Annotated in this window: 27 protein-coding genes; 13 read left to right on the top strand and 14 right to left on the bottom strand. The window is 63.1% G+C overall.

What is annotated here, in order from left to right:
• The first annotated feature begins 30 nt into the window (after positions 1–30).
• Positions 31–831 carry a MinD/ParA family ATP-binding protein gene (locus CEJ42_RS02420; RefSeq protein ID WP_079215265.1) on the top strand — a complete coding sequence of 267 codons (801 nt, stop codon included), beginning with the start codon at positions 31–33 and terminating at the stop codon, positions 829–831.
• Between the two features lie 5 nt (positions 832–836).
• Positions 837–1574, top strand: a complete 738-nt coding sequence (locus CEJ42_RS02415; protein ID WP_079215264.1) for an RNA polymerase sigma factor FliA — start codon at positions 837–839, stop codon at positions 1572–1574.
• Positions 1575–1662: 88 nt separating this feature from the next.
• Here CEJ42_RS02415 and CEJ42_RS02410 read toward each other — a convergent pair whose 3' ends face one another.
• The 3 genes from CEJ42_RS02410 to flgA all read right to left on the bottom strand — a co-directional run bounded on the left by CEJ42_RS02410 (position 1663) and on the right by flgA (position 3372).
• Positions 1663–2124, bottom strand: coding sequence for a flagella synthesis protein FlgN (locus CEJ42_RS02410; protein WP_088749921.1), 462 nt, complete (start codon positions 2122–2124; stop codon positions 1663–1665).
• A 20-nt stretch (positions 2125–2144) separates the two neighbouring features.
• Positions 2145–2468 carry a flagellar biosynthesis anti-sigma factor FlgM gene (gene flgM / locus CEJ42_RS02405; protein ID WP_079215262.1) on the bottom strand — a complete coding sequence of 108 codons (324 nt, stop codon included), beginning with the start codon at positions 2466–2468 and terminating at the stop codon, positions 2145–2147.
• Between the two features lie 166 nt (positions 2469–2634).
• Positions 2635–3372, bottom strand: a complete 738-nt coding sequence (flgA, locus tag CEJ42_RS02400) for a flagellar basal body P-ring formation chaperone FlgA (protein ID WP_243397757.1) — start codon at positions 3370–3372, stop codon at positions 2635–2637.
• A 212-nt stretch (positions 3373–3584) separates the two neighbouring features.
• Here flgA and flgB point away from each other — a divergent pair, with 212 nt between their 5' ends.
• From flgB to flgL, 11 genes are all read left to right on the top strand, one after another.
• On the top strand, positions 3585–4013 hold the full coding sequence (gene flgB, locus CEJ42_RS02395; RefSeq protein ID WP_079215260.1) for a flagellar basal body rod protein FlgB: 429 nt from the start codon (positions 3585–3587) through the stop codon (positions 4011–4013).
• Between the two features lie 6 nt (positions 4014–4019).
• Positions 4020–4424, top strand: a complete 405-nt coding sequence (flgC, locus tag CEJ42_RS02390; RefSeq protein WP_079215259.1) for a flagellar basal body rod protein FlgC — start codon at positions 4020–4022, stop codon at positions 4422–4424.
• Positions 4425–4438: 14 nt separating this feature from the next.
• Positions 4439–5161: a flagellar hook assembly protein FlgD gene (locus CEJ42_RS02385; RefSeq protein ID WP_088749919.1), complete on the top strand. Its 723-nt coding sequence runs from the start codon at positions 4439–4441 to the stop codon at positions 5159–5161.
• A gap of 39 nt (positions 5162–5200) precedes the next feature.
• The gene (flgE, locus tag CEJ42_RS02380) at positions 5201–6487 is read left to right on the top strand and encodes a flagellar hook protein FlgE (RefSeq protein WP_088749918.1); all 1287 of its coding nucleotides are present in this window, start codon (positions 5201–5203) and stop codon (positions 6485–6487) included.
• A 110-nt stretch (positions 6488–6597) separates the two neighbouring features.
• Positions 6598–7335, top strand: a complete 738-nt coding sequence (gene flgF / locus CEJ42_RS02375; protein ID WP_079215256.1) for a flagellar basal-body rod protein FlgF — start codon at positions 6598–6600, stop codon at positions 7333–7335.
• A 44-nt stretch (positions 7336–7379) separates the two neighbouring features.
• On the top strand, positions 7380–8162 hold the full coding sequence (gene flgG, locus CEJ42_RS02370; RefSeq protein ID WP_079215255.1) for a flagellar basal-body rod protein FlgG: 783 nt from the start codon (positions 7380–7382) through the stop codon (positions 8160–8162).
• A gap of 64 nt (positions 8163–8226) precedes the next feature.
• The gene (locus CEJ42_RS02365) at positions 8227–8886 is read left to right on the top strand and encodes a flagellar basal body L-ring protein FlgH (RefSeq protein WP_088749917.1); all 660 of its coding nucleotides are present in this window, start codon (positions 8227–8229) and stop codon (positions 8884–8886) included.
• Between the two features lie 45 nt (positions 8887–8931).
• Complete coding sequence (locus CEJ42_RS02360) at positions 8932–10056, top strand: flagellar basal body P-ring protein FlgI (RefSeq protein WP_420809791.1); 1125 nt, start codon at positions 8932–8934, stop codon at positions 10054–10056.
• Positions 10057–10175: 119 nt separating this feature from the next.
• Positions 10176–11147, top strand: a complete 972-nt coding sequence (flgJ, locus tag CEJ42_RS02355; RefSeq protein WP_079215252.1) for a flagellar assembly peptidoglycan hydrolase FlgJ — start codon at positions 10176–10178, stop codon at positions 11145–11147.
• Positions 11148–11271: 124 nt separating this feature from the next.
• Positions 11272–13575, top strand: a complete 2304-nt coding sequence (gene flgK / locus CEJ42_RS02350; protein WP_088749916.1) for a flagellar hook-associated protein FlgK — start codon at positions 11272–11274, stop codon at positions 13573–13575.
• 20 nt (positions 13576–13595) lie between these two features.
• Positions 13596–14729 carry a flagellar hook-associated protein FlgL gene (gene flgL / locus CEJ42_RS02345; protein ID WP_088749915.1) on the top strand — a complete coding sequence of 378 codons (1134 nt, stop codon included), beginning with the start codon at positions 13596–13598 and terminating at the stop codon, positions 14727–14729.
• A 95-nt stretch (positions 14730–14824) separates the two neighbouring features.
• Here the strand turns inward: flgL and CEJ42_RS02340 are convergent, their stop codons facing one another.
• The 11 genes from CEJ42_RS02340 to CEJ42_RS02290 form a co-directional block, all read right to left on the bottom strand.
• Positions 14825–16270, bottom strand: a complete 1446-nt coding sequence (locus CEJ42_RS02340) for an efflux transporter outer membrane subunit (protein ID WP_088750204.1) — start codon at positions 16268–16270, stop codon at positions 14825–14827.
• Between the two features lie 11 nt (positions 16271–16281).
• Complete coding sequence (locus CEJ42_RS02335) at positions 16282–18249, bottom strand: MacB family efflux pump subunit (RefSeq protein WP_088749914.1); 1968 nt, start codon at positions 18247–18249, stop codon at positions 16282–16284.
• Positions 18250–18259: 10 nt separating this feature from the next.
• A complete protein-coding gene (locus CEJ42_RS02330) occupies positions 18260–19477 on the bottom strand; it encodes an efflux RND transporter periplasmic adaptor subunit (protein ID WP_088749913.1) in 1218 nt (405 codons plus the stop codon).
• A gap of 190 nt (positions 19478–19667) precedes the next feature.
• On the bottom strand, positions 19668–20471 hold the full coding sequence (fliR, locus tag CEJ42_RS02325; protein ID WP_088749912.1) for a flagellar biosynthetic protein FliR: 804 nt from the start codon (positions 20469–20471) through the stop codon (positions 19668–19670).
• Positions 20472–20521: 50 nt separating this feature from the next.
• Complete coding sequence (fliQ, locus tag CEJ42_RS02320) at positions 20522–20791, bottom strand: flagellar biosynthesis protein FliQ (RefSeq protein ID WP_079215246.1); 270 nt, start codon at positions 20789–20791, stop codon at positions 20522–20524.
• 9 nt (positions 20792–20800) lie between these two features.
• A complete protein-coding gene (fliP, locus tag CEJ42_RS02315) occupies positions 20801–21634 on the bottom strand; it encodes a flagellar type III secretion system pore protein FliP (RefSeq protein ID WP_420840738.1) in 834 nt (277 codons plus the stop codon).
• The gene (gene fliO / locus CEJ42_RS02310; protein ID WP_243397756.1) at positions 21618–22007 is read right to left on the bottom strand and encodes a flagellar biosynthetic protein FliO; all 390 of its coding nucleotides are present in this window, start codon (positions 22005–22007) and stop codon (positions 21618–21620) included. The genes fliP and fliO overlap by 17 nt, the downstream gene beginning before the upstream one ends.
• A gap of 172 nt (positions 22008–22179) precedes the next feature.
• Positions 22180–22635, bottom strand: a complete 456-nt coding sequence (fliN, locus tag CEJ42_RS02305) for a flagellar motor switch protein FliN (protein ID WP_079215244.1) — start codon at positions 22633–22635, stop codon at positions 22180–22182.
• 2 nt (positions 22636–22637) lie between these two features.
• Complete coding sequence (gene fliM, locus CEJ42_RS02300) at positions 22638–23639, bottom strand: flagellar motor switch protein FliM (protein WP_079215243.1); 1002 nt, start codon at positions 23637–23639, stop codon at positions 22638–22640.
• A 25-nt stretch (positions 23640–23664) separates the two neighbouring features.
• Positions 23665–24183, bottom strand: a complete 519-nt coding sequence (gene fliL / locus CEJ42_RS02295) for a flagellar basal body-associated protein FliL (protein ID WP_079215242.1) — start codon at positions 24181–24183, stop codon at positions 23665–23667.
• 159 nt (positions 24184–24342) lie between these two features.
• On the bottom strand, positions 24343–25605 hold the full coding sequence (locus CEJ42_RS02290) for a flagellar hook-length control protein FliK (protein ID WP_088749910.1): 1263 nt from the start codon (positions 25603–25605) through the stop codon (positions 24343–24345).
• Between the last annotated feature and the right edge of the window lie 30 nt (positions 25606–25635).

The following is a 25635-nucleotide window of genomic DNA, read 5'->3' as shown; positions in this document are numbered from 1 at the left end:
GACATCGACCAGGCAGCAGGCTTGCGCCGGATGCTGGAGCGTCCGGTGCCGCGGCTGTTCACCTTCTTCTCCGTATTGGGCGAGGAGGACAAGAGTGCGATGCTGATCAATCTGGCGGCGTCCTTGTCCCAGGCCAACCATAACGTGCTGGTGGTCGACGGCGGCGTCGCTTCGTCGGGGCTCTTGACCCGCATCGGCCTGCGCCACGACGTGGCCACGCTGCAGGAAGTTGCGCGCAAGGAACGCCCCATGCATGAGGCGATGCGCCTGTTGCCGGAAGGCTTCTCGATGGCGCGCATCGCCCGTCGCGCCGTGCCCGCCTCGAACAATCCCCTGGCGGGGCGGCTGGCCGAGATCTTCGACAGCTTGATTGAACAAGCCGAAATCACGCTGGTCAACGGTGTAATGGCCGACGACATGTCGTTGCCGGTTCCGACCATGGAAATGGGGGAAATCGTGATCCAGGTTTCCACCACGGCATCGTCCATCAAGGCGGCCTACGTGTTGCTGAAGAGCTTGAGCGACCGTATCGGCCGGCGCCCGTTCAGCCTCATCGTCAACGATGCGACCGAGGCCGAGGCGCAGACCGTTTATGCCAACATGGCGCAGGCCGCCAGCCGTTATCTGGCGGCGCAGTTGAAATTCCTCGGATCGATCCCCGCCGATGACCACATCCGGCGGGCGTGCGGGCAAGGCAGGGCGGTGATGGACGTGTTCCCGTTCGCGGGCGCAACGATCGCTTTCCATCGCCTGGCCAAGCGTTTTGTAGAGCCGGAAGCGGCTCGCAGCACTTACGGAATGGCAACCGACGGTGCAAGTCTCGGAGTGTGACGTGCATGTATAACGTCAAGGGAAAAACAGGCAAGAATGATTTGCTGGAGCTGCATGCGCCGCTGGTCAAGAAGCTGGCGCATCAGTTGAAGGCGAAATTGCCCCCTAGCGTCGAGGTAGACGACCTCATCCAGGCCGGCATGATGGGCCTGCTGGATGCGGTCAACCGTTACGAAGAGACCCACGGCGCGCAGTTCGAGACCTATGCCGTGCAACGCATCCGCGGCGCCATGCTGGACGAGCTGCGCAGCAGCGACTGGCTGCCGCGCAGCATCCGCCAGAACGCGCGCAAGGTGGAAGAGGCGATGCAGTCGCTGCTGCAGCAGCTGGGGCGCCAGCCGCAGGAGAATGAAGTCGCGCAGCACATGAAGATCAGCCTGGCCGAATACCAGTCCCTGCTCACCGAGTGCGGCGGCCATCAGCTGATCTACTACGAGGATTTTCACGACGACGACGGCGGCCATGAGCATTTCCTTGACCGCTACCAGACCGCCGAGTCCGATGACCCGCTCCAGAACCTGATCAATGGCGGCTTCCGCGAAGCCGTGGTCGATTCGATCCGCGCGCTGCCCGAGCGCGAGCAGATCCTGATGGGCCTGTATTACGAGCAGGAAATGAACCTGAAGGAAATCGGCGCCGTGATGGGCGTGTCCGAGTCGCGCGTGTGCCAGCTGCACAGCCAGGCAATTTCACGCATGCGCTCTTATCTGCGCGAGCATGCCTGGACGGGCGTGGCCAGCTGAGGCGCTTTTCCGGCGCTGTCCTGATTCTCCAAATGCAACAAAAAAGCCCGGCATCGCCGGGCTTTTTCATGTCATTCGATCTTTCGCTTCAGACAACGCCGAGGCGGCGGCCCGAGGATTTGATGCTGCTCTGGCCGTCCGGGCCGTAGAAGCTGCCGGTGCCGGTCTTGCCTTGCAGGATGGTCAGCGCGCTCTGGTTGATCGAGAGCTTCTTGCCGATCAGCAAGCCGTTGATGCGGTTCAGTTCCTTGGCGTCCTGCGCCAGTTCGAACAGATCGGCCCAGACATCCTTGTCGGCATCCGAACCTTGTTCATTCATCCATTTTTGCATGCCAGCTTCATCGTCGGCGTAGCCCACGGTCGCAAGCAGGCGATGGCGGTTGCCGGCGAGGGTGGTCATTTCGGCAACGATGTTGGCTTTTTCGCTGATGATGTCGGTCATGCCTTCGGCGCTGGCTTCCGACAGCAGCGCTTGTTCCTGCTGGAGTTTTCCGATCAGGCGAACCAGAGCGGCTTTTTCCAGGGGCAGATTGCTTGCGGGGTTGCTCATGCCGAAATCCGTATGAATCGTTAAGCCTTGCGTGCGCTGATCAGCGTCTTGACGGTGTCGAGCAGGCCGCTGGCCACTTTCTCCGGATCAACCTGGAAAGTGCCGTTGGCGATGGCGGCCTTGATTTCGGCAACCTTCTTGGCGTCGAAGCTGCCGCTGGTGCTGGCAGCCTTGGTTTCCAGGGACTGGTAGGTAGAGGACAAGCGCACGCTGTCCGAAGCTGCGGCGGTTGCCGCTGCACTGTTGCCTGCCGCGGCGCCAGACTGCGGGCCGTTGCGCGGCGGGGTCTGGGTCTGCTCGGTTGTGCGGCCGGCAGTGGATTTGAGGGCGTCATTAACGTTCACGGCAGTATTCCTTGTAAGGTGGAGGCGCAACGCGCCCGCCTGTCGCTAAGATTATCGGCGAATTTTCCGCAAACTTTAACATCCGCAGCCTCAAATTTAGGCCTTCGGCACATTTTTCTTTACACAATCGGGAGCAAGCATTCCCTCGGGAAATTATTGCCCTCTATTAATAGTTGATTTCCAGAATCCCGCCTGCCTTGGCCACGCCGCTGACCACCTGTCCGGCGGCCGTGCGGGCCTGCGCCATCTGCCCTTCGTTGGCATTGGTCAGGGCGCGCGCCTCGGTCGAAATCTGGAAGCCCGGGCCGTTGGAGACCACGCGGACCGGCTGTCCCTGTTGTACCACGCGCTGGTTGCGGATCGCATCCATGCGCAACGGCGTGCCGGCGCGCACCGACATGGCGGCGACCCGGCCGACGGCCTGCGACTCTTCGGTCACGACGCCGCTGGGCAAGCTGGACATGTCGCCGCGCACGCGGGTGATGTCGCCGGCGCTGATGGTCTGTCCCTGGGCCAGCGGCACGGCGGCGACCAGATAGTCCGAAATCACCTGCACGTTGGCCCGTACATAGACGGTCCAGGGGGAGGGTGCCACGCACTTGATGCCGATGGTGGTCCGACCCCAAAGGCGGGCGCCGTTCGGCATGAAGGCTTGCGGTTCGATGCAATAGGCCAGGTTCAGCCGGGAGTCCACCGGATCTACGGTGACGGTCACGCTGCCGGGAAGGCCCGAGGTCTGGCTTTTGAGAAACTGTTCCGCCGTTTGTTGTAGTTCCTGCAAGTTCTGGCGTTGCGGGGAGTTCGGATCGTTTTGTGCTACGGCAACAGCCGAGGCTGCCAGGCCGCAACCCAGCAGGGCCAGGGTGGCGAAGGCGTGGCGCAATGCGCGGTAGGGCTGTTTCATTTTTTGCAACTTCCCCGTGCAGCGGGGCATTGGCGAATCTTGGCAGCAATGTTACTTCGCGCGCGCGAGGTCAAAAGCGGAAACAGGGGAGGCTTTTCTCTCCTTATCGCCCATTAAAGATTCGGGGTGAAACGTATGATCAAGCCTACGTAATTCCATCATCGGCGAAGTCCGCGAGAACTTGAGCGGCGCCGGTATTTCTGGAGGGCCTGATGGTCTCTAAGCTCGACGACTACTTCCGCTTCAATGAGCTGGCGCTGAACCTGCGCTCCCAGCGCCAACAGGTGCTGGCCTCGAACATTGCCAACGCGGATACCCCCAACTACAAGGCGCGCGACGTCAACTTCGCCGATACGCTGAAAAACGCCCTGGACAACAAGCAGACCGCCTTGCCGCCGCTGCAGATGGCGCGCACGTCCGCCAGCCATGTGGCCGGGACGGCCGTTGGCACGGGTGAAAGCACCATTGGCGGCTCGCCGCTGCTGTACCGTCCGGTCACCCAGGGCAGCGTCGACGGCAACACCGTCGACCTGGACGTCGAGCGCAATGAATTCGTCGACAACGGCATTCGCTATGAGGCCGGTGTCACCGCAGTCAACGGCCAGATCAAGGCCATGACCAACGCCATCCAACCGGGTTAATAAGCCATGTCTCTTTCCAACATCTTCAATGTTGCCGGATCGGCCATGAGCGCGCAGTCGCAGCGACTCAACGCCACCGCCAGCAATATCGCCAACGCCGACAGCGCCACCAGCCCGGACGGTACTCCCTACAAGGCCAAGCAGGTCGTGTTCCAGGCCATCCCCGTGGGCGGCATCAAGGACAGCGGCGTGAAGGTCGCGGCAGTGGTCGAAGACCAGGCGCCGCCCAAGCTGGTCTACGATCCCAAGCACCCGATGGCCGACGCCAACGGCTACGTGGCCATGCCCAACGTCAACCCGGTCGAGGAGATGGTCAACATGATCTCCGCCTCGCGTTCTTATCAAACCAACGTGGAAACCATGAACACCGCCAAGGCCATGCTGGTTAAAACTCTGACCATCGGTCAATAAAAGGAATCCACGCCATGACTACCGTATCCAGCGACCTGCTCACCACCATGAACGGCACGAGCAGCACCAGCTCGACCAGCAGCAGCTCCAGCCTGAACGACAACAGCCCGGAAGCGATCCAGAACCGCTTCCTGTCGCTGCTGATCGCGCAGATGAAGAACCAGGATCCCAGCAATCCGATGGACAACTCGCAGATGACCACGCAGATGGCCCAGCTGTCGACCGTCTCGGGCATCAGCCAGCTCAATTCCACGCTGGCCACGCTGATGGGCAACCTCAATTCCTCGCAGGCGCTGCAATCGGCCAACATGATCGGCCACAGCGTGCTGGCCCCGGGCAACAACCTCCAGCTGACCTCCGATACCACCAAGGCCGACGACGGCACCGAAACCACCTCGCAAAAGGCGGTGTTCGGCGTGAACCTGGATTCCAGCGCGTCCTCCGTTGTCGTCACCATCAAGGATTCCAGCGGCGCCGTGGTGCGCACGATGGACCTGGGCACCCAGGCCTCGGGCTCGGTGCCCATCATCTGGGACGGCACCAACGACGCCGGCAGCAAGGCCGCCGACGGCAAGTACACCTTCACCGTGACCGCGTCCAACAACGGCACCGCCGTGAACGCGACGGCACTGGCCTTCGGCACCGTGGCCAGCGTGACCACCGCGTCCGACGGCGTGAAACTGAACGTCTCCAACATCGGCACCATCAAGCCGACCGATGTTGTGCAAATTCTCTAATCGTTATTACCGACAACTTTCGGGGCAAAGGGGTATCACATGAGTTTTCAACAAGGTCTGAGCGGACTGAATGGCGCAGCTAAGAGCCTGGACGTCATCGGTAATAACGTGGCCAACGCCAGCACGGTCGGTTTCAAGCAGTCGCAGACGCAATTCGCGGACATGTACGCGAACTCGATGAACCGCTCCGGCAACTCGCCGGTCGGTATCGGCGTGACCGTGGCCAACGTGGCCCAGGCGTTCACCCAAGGCAATATCACCTCTACCAGCAACCCGCTGGATATCGCCATCAACGGCGACGGTTTCTTCCAGTTGGCGGGCAGTTTGCAGGATAAATCGCCGCTATATGGTCGCAACGGGCAGTTTCAGCTGGACAAGAACGGTTACATCATCAATCCGAGCATGAACGGTGCATTTCTGATGGGCTATGCGGCGGGCGTGTCCGGTGGCGATCCTGTGCCTCTGCAGATCAATACGTCGGCTTTGCCCGCGACCGCGACGACCTCGATTTCGACCAAGGTCAATCTTGACTCGCGCTTGACTGTTCCGACCGTGACGCCGTTCGACCCGGCCAATGCTAGTACGTATAACAATTCGACTGGCGTCACCGTCTATGACAGTCTCGGCAACCCATACAGCGTGCAGACGTACTACGTGAAGAATAACCCGGTCGTGGGCCCGCCGCCGACGACCACCTGGAACGTCTACGCCACCGTCAACGGTACATTGTTGACCACTGCCCCCGGTTCCACTACGCCGCAGTCGATTGGTTCGATGACTTTCAATTCCAGCGGCATTCTGACCAGCACCAGCACGATGACGCTGAACCTGAACAACTCGAATAACGCTGCGAGTTTGCCTTTCGCTGTCGGTGGCGGCACGTTGTCGTCGATGACCGTGGACTATGCCGGCTCGACGCAAACAGGTTCAGCATTCATCAACCTGGCTCAATCGCAAAACGGCATGGCGCCGGGCACTCTGTCGAGCTTCTCGATCGACAAGGACGGCACCATCGTCGGCTCCTACAGTAACCAGCAGACCAAGAACCTGGGCAGCGTGGTGCTGGTGAACTTCGCCAATCCGAACGGCCTGCAACCGTTGGGCAACAACTTGTATCAAGCGACTGCCGCAGCAGGCACTCCCTTGCTTGGCAAGCCGACCACCGGCACCTTCGGCACGCTGCAGGCGCGCGCGGTGGAAGACTCCAACGTCGACCTGACCGCCGAGCTGGTCAACATGATCGTGGCCCAGCGCGTCTACCAGGCCAACTCGCAAACCATCAAGGTGCAGGATACCGTTCTGCAGACCCTGGTCAGCCTGCGCTGATCGCCTGATGGACGCGCGCCGTCAGGCGCGCAGGTTTCAAGGCTGCCGGCGCCGTCGGCAGCCGGTTTCAATCAGCGGCGCCGCAGCAGGGCGCCGCGCAGAGGGGTTTTATGGATCGTCTGGTCTATACAGCGATGTCGGGCGCCAAGCACACGCTTGAGCAACAGGCTACCGCCAGCAACAACCTGGCCAATGCCACCACGACGGGCTTTCGCGCGCAGCTCAATACATTCCGTTCGGCGCCGGTGAAGGGCGATGGCCTGCCGACCCGCGCTTTCGTGGTGGATTCCACCGCCGGCAACGATTTCTCGCAAGGCCCGATCCAGGATACCGGCCGCTCGCTGGATGTGGCGGTGCAGGGCCGCGGCTGGATCGCGGTGCAGACGGCGGACGGCGCGGAAGCCTACACCCGCAACGGCAGCTTCAAGATCAACGAGAACGGCGTGCTGCAGACCCAGACCGGCCAGCCGGTGCTGGGCGATGGCGGTCCGATCACCATTCCGCCGGATGTGACCGTGGCGATTGCGGCCGACGGCACCGTGTCGTCGATTCCCACCAACGGCATTCCCAATGCGGTCAACGTGCTGGGCCGCATCAAGCTGGTCAACCCCGATGACAAGAACATGAAGCGCGGCGACGACGGCATGTTCCGCACCATCACCGGCGCGGCGCAACCCGACGCCAACGTGCGCCTGGCCAGCGGTGCGCTGGAAGGCAGCAACGTGAACGTGGTGGAGGCGATGGTCAACATGATCAACCTGTCGCGCCAGTTCGAAATGAACATGAAGATGATCCAGACCGCCCAGGACAATTCGTCCAAGGCGACCCAGATCCTGTCGTTGTCCTGATTGATGTAGCAATTGGCGCCTGGCGCCGATTACCGGAGAAATAAATGATTCGTTCCCTTTGGATTGCCAAGACCGGCCTGGATGCGCAGCAGACGCAGCTGGACGTGATTTCGAACAACCTGGCCAACGTCAGCACCAACGGTTTCAAGCGTTCGCGCGCCGTGTTCGAAGACCTGCTGTACCAGACCGTGCGCCAGCCCGGCGCCCAGTCCTCGCAGCAGACGCAGCTGCCGTCGGGCCTGCAGATCGGTACCGGCGTGCGTCCGGTGGCCACCGAGCGCATCTTCACCCAGGGCAACGTCAACCAGACCAACAACGACAAGGACCTGGCGATCCAGGGCGCGGGCTTCTTCCAGATCCTGCTGCCGGACGGCACCACCGCCTACACCCGCGACGGCGCCTTCCAGACCGACAGCCAGGGCCAGATGGTGACCTCCAGCGGCTACACGCTGCAGCCGCCGATCACCATTCCGCTCAACACCACCAAGCTGACCGTGGGCCGTGACGGCACCGTGTCGATCATGCAGGCCGGCTCCACCGCCACCACCCAGATCGGCACCATCCAGGTCGCCACCTTCATCAACCCGGCCGGCCTGGAAAGCCGCGGCGAGAACCTCTACGTAGAGACCGCCGCCTCCGGCACGCCCAACCCCAACACCCCGGGCACCAACGGCGCCGGCGCGCTGTGGCAGGGTTATGTGGAAACCTCCAACGTCAACGTGGTGGAAGAGCTGGTCAACATGATCCAGACCCAGCGCGCCTATGAAATCAACAGCAAGGCGATCACCACCTCCGACCAGATGCTGGCCAAGATTTCGCAGCTGTAATCGCGTGTTGAAGGTGTTTGAATTGGTAGTACGCAGTGTGCGTTTGAAGAAGGACGAGGCAGATATGAACAGCTTGCTGAAACTGGCCGCCATCGCGGGTGCATTTGCCGTCGCCGGCTGCACCACGGTGCCCGATACCATCGTCAAGGGACCGACGAGCGCGCGTCCGCAGCCGGCTTCGTATGCGCCGGCCACCTCGGGCGCCATCTTCCAGTCGGCGGCCTATCGCCCCTTGCTGGAAGACCGCCGCGCGCGCCTGGTGGGCGACACGATCACCATCGTGATCAACGAGAAGACCAGCGCCGGCAAGTCCGCCGGCAGTTCGGCCAGCAAGACCGGCGCTGTCGCTTCGCCCGCGCCGACCATCTTCGGCACCTCCATCAAGGAGCTGTCGGCCAGCGGCTCTTCGTCGGCCAAGTTTGAAGACAAGGGCGCCACCTCGTCCAGCAACACCTTCACCGGCACCATCGGCGTGACCGTGGTCGAGGTGCTGCCCAACGGCAACCTGGTGGTCAGCGGCGAGAAGCAGGTCGCGCTCGACAAGGGCGTGGAGTACGTGCGCTTCTCCGGCACCGTGAGCCCGGACAACATCCAGACCGGCAATACCGTTTCGTCGACCCTGGTGGCTGACGCCAAGGTCGAATACCGTACCAATACCCGCGTCGACATGGCAGACTTCATGTCTTCGCTGGGCCGTTTCTTCTTCAGCGTTTCTCCTTTCTGATGGAGTGGCAGTTTAATGTTTAGGAAAGGATTTACCGCAATGGACATGAAGCATCTGACGCGCAAGGCGCTGGCGGCCGTGGCTACGGCCGGCCTGTGCCTGGCAGCCGCCATGCCGGCCCATGCGGAACGCTTGAAGGACCTCGCCAGCATCCAGGGCGTGCGGCAAAACCAGTTGGTCGGCTACGGTCTCGTGGTCGGCCTCGATGGTAGCGGTGACCAGACCACGCAGACGCCGTTTACCGTGCAAAGCGTGATCAGCATGCTGCAGCAGCTGGGCGTGAACGTGCCGAGCTCTTCCAGCAGCAATATGCAGTTGAAGAACGTCGCGGCAGCGATGGTGACGGCGACTTTGCCTGCCTTCGCCCAGCCCGGCCAGTTGATCGACGTCACCGTGTCTTCGATCGGTAACGCCAAGAGCATCCGCGGCGGCACGCTGCTGATGGCGCCCCTGAAAGGCGCCGACGGCCAGATCTATGCGATCGCCCAGGGCAACATCGTGGTCGGCGGCGCCGGCGGTTCGGCCGCTGGCAGCAGCACCGTCATCAACCAGCTGTCGGCCGGCCGGATCTCGGGCGGCGCCACGGTGGAACGCGCCGTGCCCAGCGCCCTGGGCGGCGGCGACATGGTGATGCTGGAGTTGAACGACAACGACTTTTCGACCGCCAGCCGTGTGGTGGACGCATTGAACAAGCGCTTCGGCACCGATACCGCCGTGGCGCAGGACGGCCGCGTGATCCGCGTGCGCGCGCCGATTTCCAGTGGCGACCGGGTGGCCTTCCTGGGCGCGCTGGAGAACGTCGACGTGACGCCGGGCAAGCTGGCCGCCAAGGTGATCCTCAACGCCCGTACCGGATCCGTAGTGATGAACCAGAGCGTGATGCTCGACACTTGCGCGGTGTCGCACGGCAATCTGTCGGTGGTGATCCAGGCCGACAACGCGGTCAGCCAGCCCAACGCGCTGGCCGGCGGCAATACCGCGGCGGTGCAGAATGCCCAGATCTCGATCAACAAGGAGCCGGGCAAGGTCATGCTGCTCAAGGGCGGCGCTTCGCTGGCCGAGGTGGTCAAGGCGCTCAACGCCATCGGCGCCACGCCCCAGGATCTGCTGGCGATCCTGCAGGCGATGAAGGCGGCCGGTTCGTTGCGCGCAGAACTTGAAGTGATTTAACAGCGATTCAAGCGGCTTATTTTCGCGGCTTAACGAGACGAGTAAAAGACGATTAAAGCTGGCGGGCAGGGCGCCGTTGCACGATCCGACAAGAAACGTTCTCTCAACCAAGGTAATCCATGCTCAACAAGATCAACCCATCCAATCCGACCGAGAATCTGGCCGTCGATGCGAATGGGCTGAACGGCCTGCGCGAAGCCGCCCGTCAGAACGGCAACTCGCCCGAGGCGATCAAGGGGGCGGCCAAGCAGTTCGAGGCGCTGTTCCTGAACATGATGATGAAGAGCATGCGTGACGCCACGCCGCAGAACGGTCCGTTCGACAACGAGCAGACCAAGATGTTTACGTCCATGCTGGACCAGCAGATGAGCCAGAACCTGGCCCAGAAAGGCATCGGCCTGGCCGATGTGCTGACGCGCCAGCTGTCGGCTTCGCTGCCCAAGAAGCTGCCCGATGCGCAGGACCTGGACGGACAGCAGCAGGACGACGGCCTGCCGATGGGCATTCCGCTGGTCAAGGACATGAGCGAGGCCGACCGCGCCAAGTTCATCCAGAGCTTCGCCGCCCAGCAGGCGGCCGAGGGCACCGACCAGGACGGTCGCAACAAGCAGCGCCGCAGCTCCAACAAGCCGGCGCACGTCGAGGCTTTCCAGAACCGCCTGCAGGCCGACGCCGAGATGGCCAGCAAGATCACCGGCATCCCGGCCAAGTTCATGCTGGCGCAGGCCGCGTTGGAAACCGGCTGGGGCAAGAAGGAAATCGTCACCCGCGACGGCCGTTCGGCGCACAACCTCTTCGGCATCAAGGCCACCGGCAACTGGACCGGCAAGGTTGTCGAAGCGACCACGATCGAATACATCAACGGCAAGCCGCAAAAGCGCGTCGAAAAATTCCGCGCCTACGATTCGTATGCGGATGCCTTCAAGGACTACGCCAACTTGCTGAAAAGCAATCCGCGTTATGAGAAGGTGCTGGCCAGCGCCCAGGACGCGCACGGCTTCGCCTACGGCCTGCAGCGCGCAGGTTACGCGACCGACCCGCATTACGCCGAGAAGCTCTCGCGCATCATTCGCCAATCCCTGTCGGCATAAGTGCGCGCCAAAAGCTGATCCGTTCCGGCCGGGAAACAATTTCGGCCTGCATCGTCTAAAGTTTTTGTAAAGCGTGCCGTTGACTTGGTTATTCCGCTAAAAGCTTTCAGGACGACGACCTAGCATGGCAACAAACATCTTCAGCATCGGACAGAGCGCGTTGCAGGCGGCCATGGCGGCGCAAGCCACCACCAGCCACAACATCTCGAACGCCACCACTCCTGGCTATAACCGTCAGGTCGTCGTGCAAACTACCGCCGGCGGCATCAACTACGGTTATGGTTTCGTCGGCCAGGGTACCCAGGTTGCAGAGATCAAGCGCGTCTATAACGATTTCCTGGTCAAGCAGCAGCTGGCCTCGCAGACCAGCGCCAGCTCGCTGGACTCCTACTATTCGCAGATTTCGCAGATCAACAATCTGCTGGCCGACAGCGATGCCGGCCTGTCGCCTGCGCTTCAGGACTTCTTCAAGTCGGTCCAGAACTTCGCCTCGAACCCCAACACCGACGCTTCGCGCCAATCGGTGCTGTCGATGGCGTCGACCCTGGTGGCACGCTTCCAGAGCCTGAACGACCAGCTCGCGCAGAGCCGCACCAGCGTCAACAACCAGATCACCTCGACGGTCGATACGCTCAATTCCTACGCGACCCAGCTCTCCGAGCTCAACAAGGCCATCGTCAAGGCGCAGGGTTCGGGCGGAGGCCAGGCGCCGAACGACCTGCTGGACCAGCGCGACCAGGTGATCGCCAACATCAACAAGTACGTCAAGGTCAGCACCGTGCCGCAGGACAACGGATCGGTGAGCGTGTTCATCGGTTCAGGCCAGCCGCTGGTCATTGGCGAGCAGCCGTCGACATTGGTGGCAACACCTTCCAGCGACGACCTCACCCGTCTGCAGATCGGTTATACGCTGGCAGGCGGCGGTACCTCCATCATTCCCGACAGTTTCTTCTACGATGGCGGCAGTTTGGGCGGCCTGTTGAAGTACCGCACCGAAACGCTGGATCCGGCGCAGAACTCGCTGGGCCGTATTGCGACCGTGCTGGGCACCACCGTCAATGACCAGCAAAAGCTCGGGCTGGACCAGAATGGCGTGCAGGGCACCAACATGTTCAATGTTGCCCCGCCGGTGGTCATCGGCAAAACCGGCAACAGCGGCACGGCTGCCCTGACGGCGACGATCTCCAATGCCTCGGCGCTGACCACCAGCGACTACACGCTGTCCTATGACGGCACCAATTACACGCTGACCCGTCTGTCCGACAACACCAAGACCACCGTTGCCGCGGGCGGCTTCCCGCTGACCGTGGATGGCGTCACGTATTCGAACGGCGCCACGCCGACGCCGGGTGCGCCCACCATGGCGGCGGGCGACAGCTTCAAGGTCCAGCCGACCGTCAATGGCGCGGCTGCCTTGACGATGGCAATGAGCAACACGCAGTTGATTGCGGCAGCTGCTCCTATTGTCACCGGTGGAAATGCGGCCAGTACCGTGGGACTGACCACCACCGGCAATACCGGCAGCGGCATTGTCTCCAATTCCTCGCTGGACACGTCGACTTTCGTACAGGGATCGACCCTCAACTTCGCCGTGTCGGCAGGTCCGAACCTGACAGCGAGCTGGACCGGCGTGACGCCGGCGCCGTCGATCGTCGTCACCAACAGCAGCGGCACGTCGACTACCTATGCCGCCGGCGCGCCGATTCCGTATTCGGCAGGTTCTACCTACACCAGCGGCGGCGTGAGCTTCACGTTGTCCGGTACGCCAGCCACCGGCGACAACTTCAAGTTCACGCCGGTTGCCGGCAACAAGGGCACCGCGACGATCAGTGCCGGGTCTGTGAGCTCGAGTTATTTCGCCACGCCGCTGGCCACGCCGTTGAAGATGACCTATTCGACCACGGCGCCGGTGGGCTTCAATCTGTCTTCGCCGGTTCCTGCGGGCGGTGCGGTGATCACCCACAAGGACGGCACCACCACCACGGTGGCGGCGGGTGCGACCAACCTGGCGTACGTGCCGGGCGACTCCTACACGATGGGCGGCATGACGTTTGCCGTCACCGGCCAGCCGGCCGCCGGCGACCAGTTCACCGTGTCGCCCAGCACCAGCGGTACGTCCGACAACCGCAATGCCTTGCTGCTGGCGGGCCTGCAAACCAAGAACACGATCGGCAACACCAGCTATCAGGGTTCGTACTCGCAACTGGTCGCCACCATCGGCAACAAGACCAACGAGATCAACGTCACCAACACCGCCGAAAAGGCGCGTCTTCAGGCGATTACCGGCGAGCTGTCCTCGGAGTCGGGCGTCAACCAGGACGAAGAACTGGCCAACATGATCAAGAACCAGCAGCAATACCAGGCTGCGGCGAAGATCATCCAGGCGGCCAGCGACATGCTCAACGTGCTGTTCCAGGTGATCAGCTAAGTATCTAGAGGAAGACCGACATGCGTATTAGCACCCAGATGCTGTATCAGATCAGCAATAACGATCTGACCAACATGCAAAGCCAGATCCTGAAGCTGAACCAGCAGGTGACTGCCGGCCAGAAAGTCCTGGTGCCTTCGGACGACCCGGTGAACGCCGCCCGCGCGCTGGATATGACCCAGACCCAGGCCCTGAACACGCAGTACGAGACCAACCGCAAGAACGCCAACAGTTCGCTGGCCCAGGTGTCGAGCACGCTGTCGAGCTTTACCGACATGCTGACCAAGCTGAAGTCGGACGTGATCAAGGCCGGCAACCAGGCCTTCAGCAACTCGGAGCGCGCCAACCTGGCCTCCGAATTGAAGAGCAATTTCCAGGAAGTGCTGGGTTACGCCAACGCCACCGATGGCCAGGGCAACTACCTGTTCTCCGGCTTCAAGAGCACCACCCAGCCGTTCACGCTGGACGGCAACGGCAACGCGGTCTACAACGGCGACCAGGGCACCATGTCGCTGCAGGTGGACTCGACCCGCCAGATGGATATCAGTGCGTCCGGCCAGGCGATCTTCCAGGGCAATGGCCAGGACATCTTCCAGACCATGAACAACCTGATCAGCGTGCTGTCGGTGCCCGTGACGGAAGCGGCCAACAAGGCGGATGAGCAAGCGGCCAACACCTTCGAATATCCTGCCGGTTCGGGCCAGTTCCCGATCCAGGCCTACAAGACTGCCCAGGCAACCCTGGATGCCACCGATCCTTCGGACCCGAACTATGCCGCCAACTTCTCGGCTGCTGCAGCAGCCAAGCTGAAGTCGGATGCCGCCGATGCCGCGCGTACCCCGGTCGCCGGCAGCCAGGCCAGCCTGACGCGCAAGCTGGCCACTTTCAACGGCGCCTTCAATACGATGATCGACAACGTCGGCACCGTCAGCGCCTCGGTCGGCTCGCGCCAGAACGAGCTGGACAGCCTGGATGCCGCCGGCAAGGTGAAGGATCAGAACTACACCGCCAGCATCAACGACATGCTGGGTCGTAATACCGCAGACGTCAGCGAGCTGATCAGCGACCTGACGCTGAAGCAGACCTACTTGTCGGCGGCGCAAAAGGTGTTTGTGTCCACCAGCAGCCTGACCCTGCTGAACTACCTGAAGTAAGACGGCAGGCTGCAGTCGCAGCCAGGCGCAAAAAAAGGCGAACCGAGGTTCGCCTTTTTTATTTTCCGCGCATGTTCGAAGAGAGCGCGCGCGCCTCAATATGCGGCGGCTTGCTGCTCTGGCGGCGCGGCTGTCGGAACGCGCGCATCGCCGCCCAGGGCCTGGTACAGCGTCATCTGGTTCTTCAGGCGGCTCAAGCGCACGTCGGCCAGCGAGTTCTCGGCCGTGCGCCGCTTGTCCTGCTGGTCCAGCCAGGATTGCAGGGTGACGGAGCCGGCGCGATAGCGCAGTTCGAAGAGCCTTTCCGCATCTTGCGCCGCCTTCAGGTTCCGCTGCAGCAGCGTCTCCTGCTCGGCATACTGGCGCCGCGCCGACAACGCGTTTTCAACGTCACTGAAGGCCGAGTAGAGCGTCTGGCGGAAGTTCGTGACGGCGATCTCATAGTCGGCCTGCGACACCTTCACGTTGAGCTTCATCTCGTTCCATTGCAGGAACGGCAGCGTCAGATCCGCCGTCAGCGAGGCGAACGGATTCTGCACCAGTCTCAGCAGCGCGGCGCTGCTGCTGCCCAGCGAGCCGGTCAGCGCGACCTTGGGATAGTAGGCGGCGCGGGTGGTGTCGACGGTCGCCAGCGATTCGCGCAGGCGCAGTTCCGCCGCGCGCAGGTCGGGCCGGCGCGCCAGCAGTTCGGCCGGCAGTCCGGCCGCGAGATCCGGCAGCGCCTGTTGCGGCAGGCGGGCCGGCAGGGCGATGGTCTTTCCCGGCGGGCTGTCGAAGAGAATGGACAGCGCATTGTCGTTTTCCACGCGCTGCCGCGCCAAGTCCGCCAGGGAAGATTGCTGGGTGATCAGGCTCTGTTCGGCCTGCAGCACCTCCAGCGAGGAAACCGCGCCGGCGCCGTATTGGGTGCGCACCAGATCCAGCGTCTTCTGCGCGTAGGCGATGCTTTCTTGGGCCAGCACGATGCGCTGGTTGTAATAGGCGCCCTGCCAGTACAGGTTGGCGGTGGTGCCGATGAGCGAGAGGGCCGTGCTTTCGCGATCCTGTTCGGTGGCCAGCGCCTCCCAGCGCTTGGCGTCGTAGTTGGCTTCCAGGCGTCCCCACAGGTCGGCTTCATAGGTCAGCGTGACGGCGTTGTTGTTGGTCCTGGTGACGCCGCTGCCGTTGCCGAGCGCCTTGGTGCCGGTGCTGGAGACCTTGGCGCCCAGGGCCGGGATGCGCGCATCGGCGGCCAGGCCTGCCTGCAGTTGCGCCTTGCGCACCTTGATGCCGGCTGCGGCCAGGTCGTTGTTCTTGCTGAGTGCCTCGTCGATCAGGCGCTCCAGTTCCGCGTCGCCGAACTCCCGCCACCAATGGTCGGCGGTGACTTCGGCGACCGTGCCGGTCTTGGTCCAGGCGGACGGCGTTTGCGTCTGCGGCGCCTCGTAGGGCGTGCGTACGACTGCGGCGCAGCCGGCCAGCAGGCTGATGGCGCATGCGGCGCAGACGGCGGCGGCCAGGCGATGGATCGCGGGACGCGACGTGTGGGGCGAGGGATTCATGGCGTGCAGGTTCATTCGCGGGCGAGGGCGTCGACAGGGTTCAGGCGGGCCGCGTTGCGCGCCGGCAGGAAGCCGAAGATTACCCCGATCAGGGTCGAGCAGGCGAAGGCGCTGATGATCGAGGCGCTGGAATAGATCATGTTGAAGTTGTTGACGAAATGCGAGAACAGCGCGCCGAAGCCCATCGCCAGCAGCACGCCCATCAGGCCGCCGGCCAGGCAGACCAGCACGGCCTCGATCAGGAACTGCTGCATGATGTCGCCCTGGCGCGCGCCGACGGCCATGCGTACGCCGATTTCCCGCGTGCGTTCGGTGACCGATACCAGCATGATGTTCATCACGCCGATGCCGCCCACCACCAGCGAGATCAGCGCGATCATCGACACCAGCAGCGTCATGGTGGCGGTGGCCTTCTCGATGGTCTGGCGGATGCTGTCGGTGTTGAAGACGTAGAAGTCCTTGATCCGGTGGCGCAGCGTCATGAGCTTGACGATGCCTTCTTCGGCCGCCGCGCTGGGCACCTTGTCGCTCACCCGCACGGTGATGCCGGAGAGGTAGCGCTGGCCGATGACCCGGCTCATCGCCGTGGTGTAGGGCACCCAGACGTTGAGCGCGCTGTTGTTGCCGAAGCCGTTCTCGCGCTTTTGCGTCACGCCGATCACGCGGCACGGCACCGAGCCGAGGAAGATCACCTCGCCCAGCGCATTGCCCTTGCCGGGGAACAGCTTTTCATAGGTGTTGGAGTCGATCACCACCTCCTGGGCGTGGACGCGGATGCCGTCCGGATCGAAGCTCTTGCCTTGTTCCATCTTCAGGCCGCGCACGCGGAAATACTGGTCGCCCACGCCGTTGATGGTGGCCGTCACCGAGATGTTGCCGTAGCGCGCCGAGGAGGACGTGGCCACGCTGGGCGTGACGCTGTCCACGAAGTTCTGCTCGGCCAGCGCCTGGGCGTCGGCGGGCGTGAGGGTGCGGATGGCGGCGGACTTCATGTCGCCAAAGCCGGAGCCGGGGAAGATGTCGATGGTGTTGGTGCCCATCGAGCTGATGTCGGAGAGGATGCGTTCGCGCGAGCCGCTGCCCAGCGCCACCACCGAGACCACCGAGGCGATGCCGATGATGATGCCCAGCATGGTCAGGAAGCTGCGCAGGCGATGCGCGTTCATTGCCAGCAGCGACATGCGGAAAGCTTCCTTCATGCGATCCAGCGAGGCGCGCCAGGGCGAGGACTGCTTGCGCTTCTCGGCGCGGCGCATGCCCTCGCCGCGCACCGTCGTGGCGGCGCCGGGCGAGGTGCTGGCGCGATCGGCGATGATCACGCCGTCGCTGATTTCGATGATGCGCTGGGCGTTGCCCGCCACCTGCATGTCGTGCGTGACGATGATGATGGTGTGGCCTTCGGCGTGCAGCTCCTTGAGGATGTTCATCACCTCATGGCCGCTGTGGCTGTCCAGGGCGCCGGTGGGTTCGTCGGCCAGAATCACGTCGCCGCCGTTCATCAGGGCGCGCGCGATCGACACGCGCTGCTGCTGGCCGCCGGAGAGCTGTCCCGGGCGATGATGGGTGCGTTCGGCCAGGCCCAGGCGCGCCAGCAATTGCTCGGCGCGCGCGCGGCGCTGCTGCGGATCCTGCCCGGCATAGACGGCCGGCACCTCGACGTTGCCGGTGGCATCCAGGTCCGACAGCAGGTGGTAGCGCTGGAAGATGAAGCCGAAATGCTCGCGCCGCAGCTGGGCCAGTTCGTCGGGATCGAGCTCGCCGGTTTCGCGGCCGGCCACGCGATAGCTGCCGGCGCTGGGCTTGTCCAGGCAGCCGAGGATGTTCATCAGCGTGGACTTGCCGGATCCGGAGGCGCCGACGATGGCCACCATCTCGCCGGCGTTGATGTCCAGATTGACATCGTTGAGCACGGTGATGGTGTCTTCGCCTGCGGGAAAGTCGCGCCGCAGGCCGCGCAATTGAAGCAGGGCAGTCGTCATGGCCGGTTCCTCACATCATCGGCGGCGGGCCGTGATGCTCGGACGAGGAGTCTGCCGTGCCCGGGGTGGCGGTGCCGGTCACCACGCGCTCGCCGGCCTTGAGGCCTTCGGTGATCTGGACCCGGGCGTTGGTGTTGATGCCGATCTTCACCTTGCGCGGCTGCGCATGGCCCTGCGCATCGAGCACGCGCACGAAGTAGGAGCCGTCAGGCTGCTTGTCGCCCAGGGCGGTCGAGGGAACGATCAGCGCGTCCTTGGCGCCCGAGAGCACGATGTTGACCTGGGTGGTCATCGAGATGCGCAGCTTGCCGTCCTTGTTGGGCACGTCCAGCAGGCCGTTGTAGTAGATCGCCGTCGAGCTGGAGCTGCTGCTCGAGCTGGTGCTGGTCGAAGTGGTCGAGGTGTCGTCCTGCAGGATGGAGTCCGGCGCCGGCTCGATGGCGCGCAGCGTGGTGTCGTAGCGGTGATCCGGGTCGCCGAGGATGGTGAAGTAGACCTGCTGGCCTGGCTTGACCCGCACCACGTCGGCTTCCGAAATCTGCGCCTTGACGGTCACGGTGTCCATGCGCGCGACCTTGATGATGGTCGGCGTGCTCTGGGCGGCGTTCACCGTCTGGCCTTCCTGCGCCACGATGGCGACCACCTGGCCGTCGATGGGCGAGGTGATGCGGGTGTAGCCGAGCGTCACCCGCGCATTGTCGACGGCGATGCGGCCGGCGCTGATCTGTGCTTGCAGCGCCTCGATGTCGGCCCTGGTGGTATTGAGCGTGGCTTCGGCGCTTTCGAAGCTCTCGCGCGAGCTGGCGTCGCCGGACAGCATCAGCTTCTGGCGTTCATAGGCCAGCTGCGCCTGCTTCAGCGTCGCCTGCTTGGAGCGCAGCTGCGCCTGCAGGTTTTGCAGGTTGTACTCCTGCGTGCGCAGTGAATTTTCCTGGGTCAGCGCGTCGATCTCGGCGACCAGCTGGCCTTTTTTGACCTGGTCACCCAGGGCTACCTTGAGCGACTTGATCTGGCCCGAGGCCTGGGCGCCGACGCTGACCTGCTTGTAGGCCTTGACGGTGCCGCTGGCCAGGACGGCGTCCTGGATGTCGGCGACGGTAGCCGTGGCGGTGAGATAGGACGGCGGCGGAGGCGGCGTCAGGACTTTGTATGCGATGAACCCGGCAATGGCGACGACGAGGATGGCTGAGACGAGGTACTTCGGCTTGCGGAACTGGCTGATATTCATGCGAAGCGGAAAAAGGAAAGGGCAGGTGGTGCAAGAGAGCTGACAGCTCAGGGCGCAAGTGTGCCTGTCGGGGCCCGGGGCAGATGTCAAATTGTGTAAATTTTCAGTTTCTGCGCTGTAAAAGGATATTAAACGCAGTTGATTGAAGTTTGCATGAAGTTACCTGATTGGCTATGAGCGACATCTTGGTTCACGGTTTGGGCAGGGCATTGACCGACGGCACGCTGCCGAGCAGGCGGACCATCTCGATACCGTCGGACAGGAAGCGCTGCATGGGCGTGAGCATATAGGGCAGGCCGAAACCGATCAGCACGAAGCCGGCCAGCATCGTGATCGAAAAACCGATGCCGAACAGGTTCAGCTGCGGCGCCGCCCGGGTCAGGATGCCCAGCGCGAAGTTGGTGATGAGCAGGGCGATCAGCAGCGGCAGCGACATCTGCAATCCCATGCTGAACAGTTTCGCCCCCCACAGGGCCAGTTGGTGGAAGCCCTCGGTGGTCATGGGCGCCGCCGAAATGGGCAGGGTATGGAAGCTTTCGGCCATGACCTGCAGCAGGATCAGGTGCCCGTTCAGGCTCAGGAACACCATCGTCGCCAGCAAGGAGAACAATTGGCTGACCACCGACGTGCGGCCCTGCGTTTGCGGATCGAAGAACGCGGCGAAGGACAGGCCCATGGTGGAACTGGTCAGTTCGCCGGCGGCTTCGACCGCGGCGAACACGACGCGCATGGCCAGCCCCATCGACGCGCCGATCAGCAGTTGCTGCAGCAGGATCAGGATGCCGGCCATGGAGGTCGGGTCCAGCGCCGCCGGAACCGGCACATCCGGCGCGATCACCGTGGAGATGGCCAGACCCAGCAGCACCTTCACCAACATCGGCACGCTGGCGCTGCCGAACGGCGGGGCGGTGGCGATCAGGGCCAGCACGCGCGTGGCCGGCCAGATGAACATGGCGACCCAGGCGTAGAGCTGCTGGCTGGTGAAAGTGAGCATGAAAGGAGAAGTTGCCGGCGCGCCGCCACGGGGGACGGCAGGGCGCGGCCTTACTGGACCATCGCCGGGATGCCGGAGAACATCGTGTGCATGTAGTCCAGGATGATCGTCAGCATCCACGGACCGGCGATGATCAGCGCGAGGAACACGCCGACCAGCTTGGGGATGAACGACAAGGTCTGCTCGTTGATCTGGGTGGCCGCCTGGAAGATGCTGACCAGCAGGCCGATGATCAGCGCCGTAAACAGCATCGGCGCGGCGATCAGCAGGGTGACTTCCATGGCCTGGCGGCCCAGTGTCATGACGCTTTCAGGAGTCATCTCGCTCTCCTAGTAAAAACTTTGTGCGAGGGAGCCGATCAGCAGCTGCCAGCCGTCCACCAGGACGAAGAGCATGAGCTTGAAGGGCAGGGACACGATGGCCGGCGACATCATCATCATGCCCATGGACATCAGGATACTGGCCACCACCATGTCGATGATGAGGAAGGGAATGAAGATCGCAAAGCCGATCTGGAACGCGGTCTTGAGCTCGCTGGTGACGAAGGCCGGCACCAGCAGGCGCAGCGGCACGTCTTCCGGGCCCTGCAGTTCGGGGCCGCGCGAGAGCTTGACGTACAGCGCCAGGTCGGCCTGGCGGGTCTGCTTGAGCATGAATTCCTTCAGCGGGGCGGCGCCCTTGTCGAGCGCTTCCATCATCTGGATCTTGTTTTCCGAGAAGGGCTGGTAGGCCTCGGTGTAGATGCGGTCGAACACCGGGCCCATCACGAAGAAGGTCAGGAACAGCGATAGTCCGACCAGCACCTGGGTCGGCGGCGTGGACTGCGTGCCCAGGGCCTGGCGCAGCAGCGACAGCACGATCACGATGCGCGTGAAGCAGGTCATCATCAGCAGCGCCGCCGGGATGAACGACAGCGACGTGAGCAGCAGCATCGTCTGGATCGGCAGCGAATAGTTCGTGCCGCCGCCGGGCGCGGGCGTGCTGTTCAGTGCGGGGATGCCTTGCTGGGCCGAGGCCGCCAGCGGCAGGCACAGCAGCAGCAGGATCCAGAAACGGCCGGAGCGCAGCAGCGCGGCGCCCTGTTTCAGCAACTGCCGGGCCGGATTGCGCGGGGCCGAAGAGGCCGGAAGAAGATTCCCTTGCGGGTTAGGTTGTGCTGCCATCATTGCCTGTGCGGTTGCCGCCTGCGGCGCCGCCGTTACGTTTGTCCATGGTTTGCTTGAGCCAGGAGGCGAACGCCGGAGCGCCCGCGTTGCCCTGCTGGGGCGCCACGTGCTCCTGGCGCGGCATGGTGGCCAGCGCGTTGACGCGACCCGGCGCGACGCCGACCACGATCCATTGCTCGCCCACCTCGATCACCATAACGCGCTCGCGCGTGCCTACGCTGACGCCGCCGACCACTTTGGCCGCGGCATTGCCCGACAAGTTCTGCGCGAAGCCAAAGCGCTTGAACAGCCAGGCGATGCCGACCATCAGCGCCAGCACGGCAATCAGGCCGAACAGCATGGTGAAGACGCTGCCGGATGACGAGGGCATGGCTGCCGCGGCGGGAGCGGCGGGCGCTGCAGCCGTCTGCGCCCATGCCGGCGCAAGAAGGAATATGCCGCCCATAAACAGCAGGGCGGACGCCGGTTTGGCCGGCGTCCGCCTTGGGCGGTTTGGATGGGATGCGGCGGAAAGGCGCTTCATCAAATCGCGGCCGTCCCGATCAGCGGTTCAGTTTGCGGATGCGTTCTGCCGGCGTGATGATGTCGGTCAGACGGATACCGAACTTGTCGTTGACCACCACCACTTCGCCCTGGGCGATCAGGCAGCCGTTGACCAGCACGTCCATCGGTTCGCCGGCCATGCCGTCGAGTTCCACCACCGAGCCCTGCGCCAGTTGCAGCAGGTTCTTGATGGCGATCTTGGTGCGTCCCAGCTCCACGGTCAGCTGGACCGGGATGTCGAGGATGAAGTCGATGTCGTTGGGCGTGTTGGTCTGGATGTCGGCCGAGCTCAGATCCTTGAACACGGTGGCCTGGGCCGCGGTGGCGGCGATGCCTTGCTCGTCCTCCATCTGGCCTTTTTTCTGTGTTGCTTCGGCTTGCGTCTGTTCGGCCATTGCCGCGCCCCACGGATCATCTTCCGCCGCGGCTTGACCTTCTACGTTCTCATCAGCCATTACTACTCTCCTTGAAAGCTTTCTGGTGTTTCCTGTGTGATGGACAGCAGCTTCTCGACGCGCAGGGCGTATTGGCCGTTGGACTGGCCGTAGCTGCATTCCATCACGGGCACGCCGTCGACCTGTGCATTGACGGTCTGGCTGCTTTGCAGCGGGATCACGTCGCCGACCTGCATGTTGAGCAGGTCGGTAAAGGTCACACGGGCGGTGCCGAAATTGACGATCAGTTCGACTTCAGCGGTCTGGATCTGCTGTTTCATCAGGCGAATCCAGCGCTTGTCGACCTCCAGCGCCTCACCCTGCATGCTGCTGGTGAGGCGGTCACGCACCGGCTCGATCATCGAGTAGGGCGTGCAAATGTGAATTTCGCCCGACACGGGGCCAAGCTCGATGGTGAAGGTGGTCGAGACCACCACTTCGTTCGGCGTGGCGATGTTGGCGAACTGCGTGTTCATTTCCGAACGGATGAACTCGAATTCGATCGGGTAGATCGGCTCCCAGGACTTGGCGTAGTTCTCGAAGGTGATTTCCAGCACGCGCATGATGATGCGCTGCTCGGTGGGCGTGAATTCACGACCTTCGATGCGGGTGTGGAAACGACCGTCGCCGCCGAACATGTTGTCGACCAGCATGAACACGAACTGCGGGTCGAACACCACCAGCCCGATACCGCGGAAGGGCTTGATATGGACCAGGTTCAGGTTGGTCGGCACGACCAGGTTGCGGATGAACTCGCTGTACTTGGACACCTTCACCGGCCCGACCGAGATCTCGGCCGTGCGGTGGATGAAGTTGAACAGGCCGATCCGGAACAGACGGGCGAAGCGCTCGTTGATGATTTCGAGCGTCGGCATGCGTCCGCGGACGATGCGTTCCTGCGTTGCCAGGTTGTAGGTACGTACCGTACCAGGAGCTTCTTCGACGACCTTTTCTTCGTCTTCGTCTCCCGTCACGCCCTTTAGAAGGGCATCGACTTCTTCCTGTGATAGAAAGTGCTCGGCCATGTTTGTCTAACTCTTCAGACTGCGCTTACTGCTGCTGGATGACGAAGGACGTATAGAAGACGTCGGTAATCTGCGGTCCCTTGCCCTTGCCCGAGAACGGCTCGCCCAGTTGGTCGACGATTTCGTCGGTCAGCTTGCGCTTGCCTTCGTTGGTCAGCAGTTCGGATGCTTTCTTGCTCGACAGCACCATCAGCAGGCGGCTTCGCACCTGCGGCATGTACAGCTTGAGCGCCTCGGCGGTCGCGCCGTCGGCTACTTGCAGCGTCATCGCCACTTGCAGGTACTGGTCGCCGGTTTCCTGCTGCAGGTTCACCACGAACGGTTCGATGACCACGAAGGTGGGCGCCTTGGCCTCAGACTTTTCTTCCGCGTGCTCTTCTTCGCCGCCTTTTTTCTTGCCGCCCATCATGAAGAAGGCCGCGGCGCCCCCGATCACCAGCACCAGCACGAGGCCGACGATGATGAACAGCATCTTCTTGCTGGATTTCGCCGGTGCTGCGTCCGCTTCAGCTCCCTTGGCCGGGGCTTTTCCTTTTGTTGCCATCTACTGTTTCCTTTCAGTTCGTCAGCGCGTATTGCTTGGATGTGTGCTTATCGGCAAAGAATTCTTATTGTTGAGTCTTGCGCAGACGATAAAGCTATTCCCCGAGTGCTTTTTTTGTTGCGAGCCATCTTGCCGTCGTGCCGGCGCGGCATGGTCTGGTCAGACGAAGGTGTCCACCAGTCCGACGCCGCTCTGGGTGACGGTGGCGGCGCCCGCAGCCGCGATGGCGACGTCGTCCTCGTCATCCTTGCCGAAGGTGCCGCGCGAAGAGCTGCCGCGCGCCTGCTGGCCGTTGGCGTTCTGCTGCTGGTTGGGCATGCCGGTATTGACGGTGGCTTGGCCGAGCTGGATGCCGGCCTGTTCCATCATTTCGCGCAGCTTGGGCATGGCCGCTTCCAGCGCCTGCTTCACTTCGGGCTGGGCGGTGATGAAGGTGGCGTCGGCTTGCTGGTTGTGCACGGAAAGCACCACCTGCATCGGACCGAGGTCGGGCGGATTGAGCGTCAACGAAGCGCTCTGGATACCGCCGCTGACCATCCAGGTCACCTTCTGGCCGACGGCCTGGTCCCAGCCGGCGCTGCCGACGTTGGGCTGGATCTTGTCGCTATAGGCGGCGCCGAACACGGCCTGCGTCTGGTTGGCGGCGAGCGCCTGCTGCATGGCGGGCATGACGACCGGAACCGGTGTGGCCTGCGGCGCATCCTGCTTGACCATGGTCATCTCGGGGGCGAGCTTGGCGGCCTGGGCGCGGGCGCTCAATGCGCCGGCGTCGTCCTTGGGCGCGGTCTTGGCGTCGGCGGAGACATCGATCGCCGGCTTGTCGCTCTTGGCGGCGCGCGCCGCTGCGTCGGACGTTTGCTGCTGCGCCAGGTCGGGCGCCGCTTCCTTCTTGGCGTTGACGCTGCTTTGCAGGGCGGCGAAATCGATCTTCTTGTCCTTGCCGTCCAGCGCCAGCGGCTGGTCGTCGCCCTTGAGCGAAAGCTGCGGACCGCTGCGCTTGGCCTGGGCCAGCAGGTCGGCGTCGGTATCTTCGCCCTTGCCGCTGGTGACCGGCTTGACGGCGTTCTGCTCGAGGTTGGCTACCAGCGCCAGCAGTTCGGCCGAGGCTTGGGTGGCGGTGCCGTCGTCGTCGGCCTGGTCGTCGTCCTTGTCGGCATCCTGCTTTTTCTGGGCCGAGTCGGTGGAGGCGGGCTTGCTGCCGTTGGCAGCGCTTTGCGCAGGCTGGCTGGGCTGCGCCGTCTGGTCGGCGGCGCGCTGCTTGTCCTGCGACTGGTTTTCGCTGTTGCGGTTGCTGACCTGGCTGTTGAGGACCTGGTTGAACGGCACATCGGCGCTGAAGCTGTCGGCCGGATTGGACGAGCGCGAACCGTTGGCGGCCTGGGAGCCGGTGATCACGTTCAGCAGCGGCAGGGATGTATTCATGATTGAGCCTGTCGGTCAGGTAACTGGTTG

It is taken from the genome of Herbaspirillum robiniae (assembly GCF_002213415.1).
Classification (GTDB): Bacteria; Pseudomonadota; Gammaproteobacteria; order Burkholderiales; family Burkholderiaceae_D; genus Herbaspirillum; species Herbaspirillum robiniae.
The sequence above is the reverse complement of the archived record's forward strand: the minus strand, read 5'-3'. Positions and strand labels throughout refer to the sequence as shown.

What these genes read in the sequence shown, in the direction of transcription:
- flgG (WP_079215255.1), top strand. Translation starts at nt 7,380, where the DNA reads ATGATTCGTTCCCTTTGGATTGCCAAGACCGGCCTGGATGCGCAGCAG.
- flgE (WP_088749918.1), top strand. Translation starts at nt 5,201, where the DNA reads ATGAGTTTTCAACAAGGTCTGAGCGGACTGAATGGCGCAGCTAAGAGC.
- fliP (WP_420840738.1), bottom strand. Translation starts at nt 21,634, where the DNA reads ATGGCAGCACAACCTAACCCGCAAGGGAATCTTCTTCCGGCCTCTTCG.
- flgK (WP_088749916.1), top strand. Translation starts at nt 11,272, where the DNA reads ATGGCAACAAACATCTTCAGCATCGGACAGAGCGCGTTGCAGGCGGCC.
- CEJ42_RS02360 (WP_420809791.1), top strand. Translation starts at nt 8,932, where the DNA reads ATGAAGCATCTGACGCGCAAGGCGCTGGCGGCCGTGGCTACGGCCGGC.
- fliM (WP_079215243.1), bottom strand. Translation starts at nt 23,639, where the DNA reads ATGGCCGAGCACTTTCTATCACAGGAAGAAGTCGATGCCCTTCTAAAG.
- CEJ42_RS02335 (WP_088749914.1), bottom strand. Translation starts at nt 18,249, where the DNA reads ATGACGACTGCCCTGCTTCAATTGCGCGGCCTGCGGCGCGACTTTCCC.
- flgC (WP_079215259.1), top strand. Translation starts at nt 4,020, where the DNA reads ATGTCTCTTTCCAACATCTTCAATGTTGCCGGATCGGCCATGAGCGCG.
- fliO (WP_243397756.1), bottom strand. Translation starts at nt 22,007, where the DNA reads ATGCCCTCGTCATCCGGCAGCGTCTTCACCATGCTGTTCGGCCTGATT.
- flgA (WP_243397757.1), bottom strand. Translation starts at nt 3,372, where the DNA reads ATGAAACAGCCCTACCGCGCATTGCGCCACGCCTTCGCCACCCTGGCC.
- CEJ42_RS02410 (WP_088749921.1), bottom strand. Translation starts at nt 2,124, where the DNA reads ATGAGCAACCCCGCAAGCAATCTGCCCCTGGAAAAAGCCGCTCTGGTT.
- CEJ42_RS02365 (WP_088749917.1), top strand. Translation starts at nt 8,227, where the DNA reads ATGAACAGCTTGCTGAAACTGGCCGCCATCGCGGGTGCATTTGCCGTC.
- CEJ42_RS02420 (WP_079215265.1), top strand. Translation starts at nt 31, where the DNA reads ATGCTGGAGCGTCCGGTGCCGCGGCTGTTCACCTTCTTCTCCGTATTG.
- flgL (WP_088749915.1), top strand. Translation starts at nt 13,596, where the DNA reads ATGCGTATTAGCACCCAGATGCTGTATCAGATCAGCAATAACGATCTG.
- CEJ42_RS02290 (WP_088749910.1), bottom strand. Translation starts at nt 25,605, where the DNA reads ATGAATACATCCCTGCCGCTGCTGAACGTGATCACCGGCTCCCAGGCC.
- flgF (WP_079215256.1), top strand. Translation starts at nt 6,598, where the DNA reads ATGGATCGTCTGGTCTATACAGCGATGTCGGGCGCCAAGCACACGCTT.
- CEJ42_RS02330 (WP_088749913.1), bottom strand. Translation starts at nt 19,477, where the DNA reads ATGAATATCAGCCAGTTCCGCAAGCCGAAGTACCTCGTCTCAGCCATC.
- fliN (WP_079215244.1), bottom strand. Translation starts at nt 22,635, where the DNA reads ATGGCTGATGAGAACGTAGAAGGTCAAGCCGCGGCGGAAGATGATCCG.
- fliL (WP_079215242.1), bottom strand. Translation starts at nt 24,183, where the DNA reads ATGGCAACAAAAGGAAAAGCCCCGGCCAAGGGAGCTGAAGCGGACGCA.
- CEJ42_RS02415 (WP_079215264.1), top strand. Translation starts at nt 837, where the DNA reads ATGTATAACGTCAAGGGAAAAACAGGCAAGAATGATTTGCTGGAGCTG.
- flgJ (WP_079215252.1), top strand. Translation starts at nt 10,176, where the DNA reads ATGCTCAACAAGATCAACCCATCCAATCCGACCGAGAATCTGGCCGTC.
- fliQ (WP_079215246.1), bottom strand. Translation starts at nt 20,791, where the DNA reads ATGACTCCTGAAAGCGTCATGACACTGGGCCGCCAGGCCATGGAAGTC.
- CEJ42_RS02385 (WP_088749919.1), top strand. Translation starts at nt 4,439, where the DNA reads ATGACTACCGTATCCAGCGACCTGCTCACCACCATGAACGGCACGAGC.
- flgB (WP_079215260.1), top strand. Translation starts at nt 3,585, where the DNA reads ATGGTCTCTAAGCTCGACGACTACTTCCGCTTCAATGAGCTGGCGCTG.
- fliR (WP_088749912.1), bottom strand. Translation starts at nt 20,471, where the DNA reads ATGCTCACTTTCACCAGCCAGCAGCTCTACGCCTGGGTCGCCATGTTC.
- CEJ42_RS02340 (WP_088750204.1), bottom strand. Translation starts at nt 16,270, where the DNA reads ATGAATCCCTCGCCCCACACGTCGCGTCCCGCGATCCATCGCCTGGCC.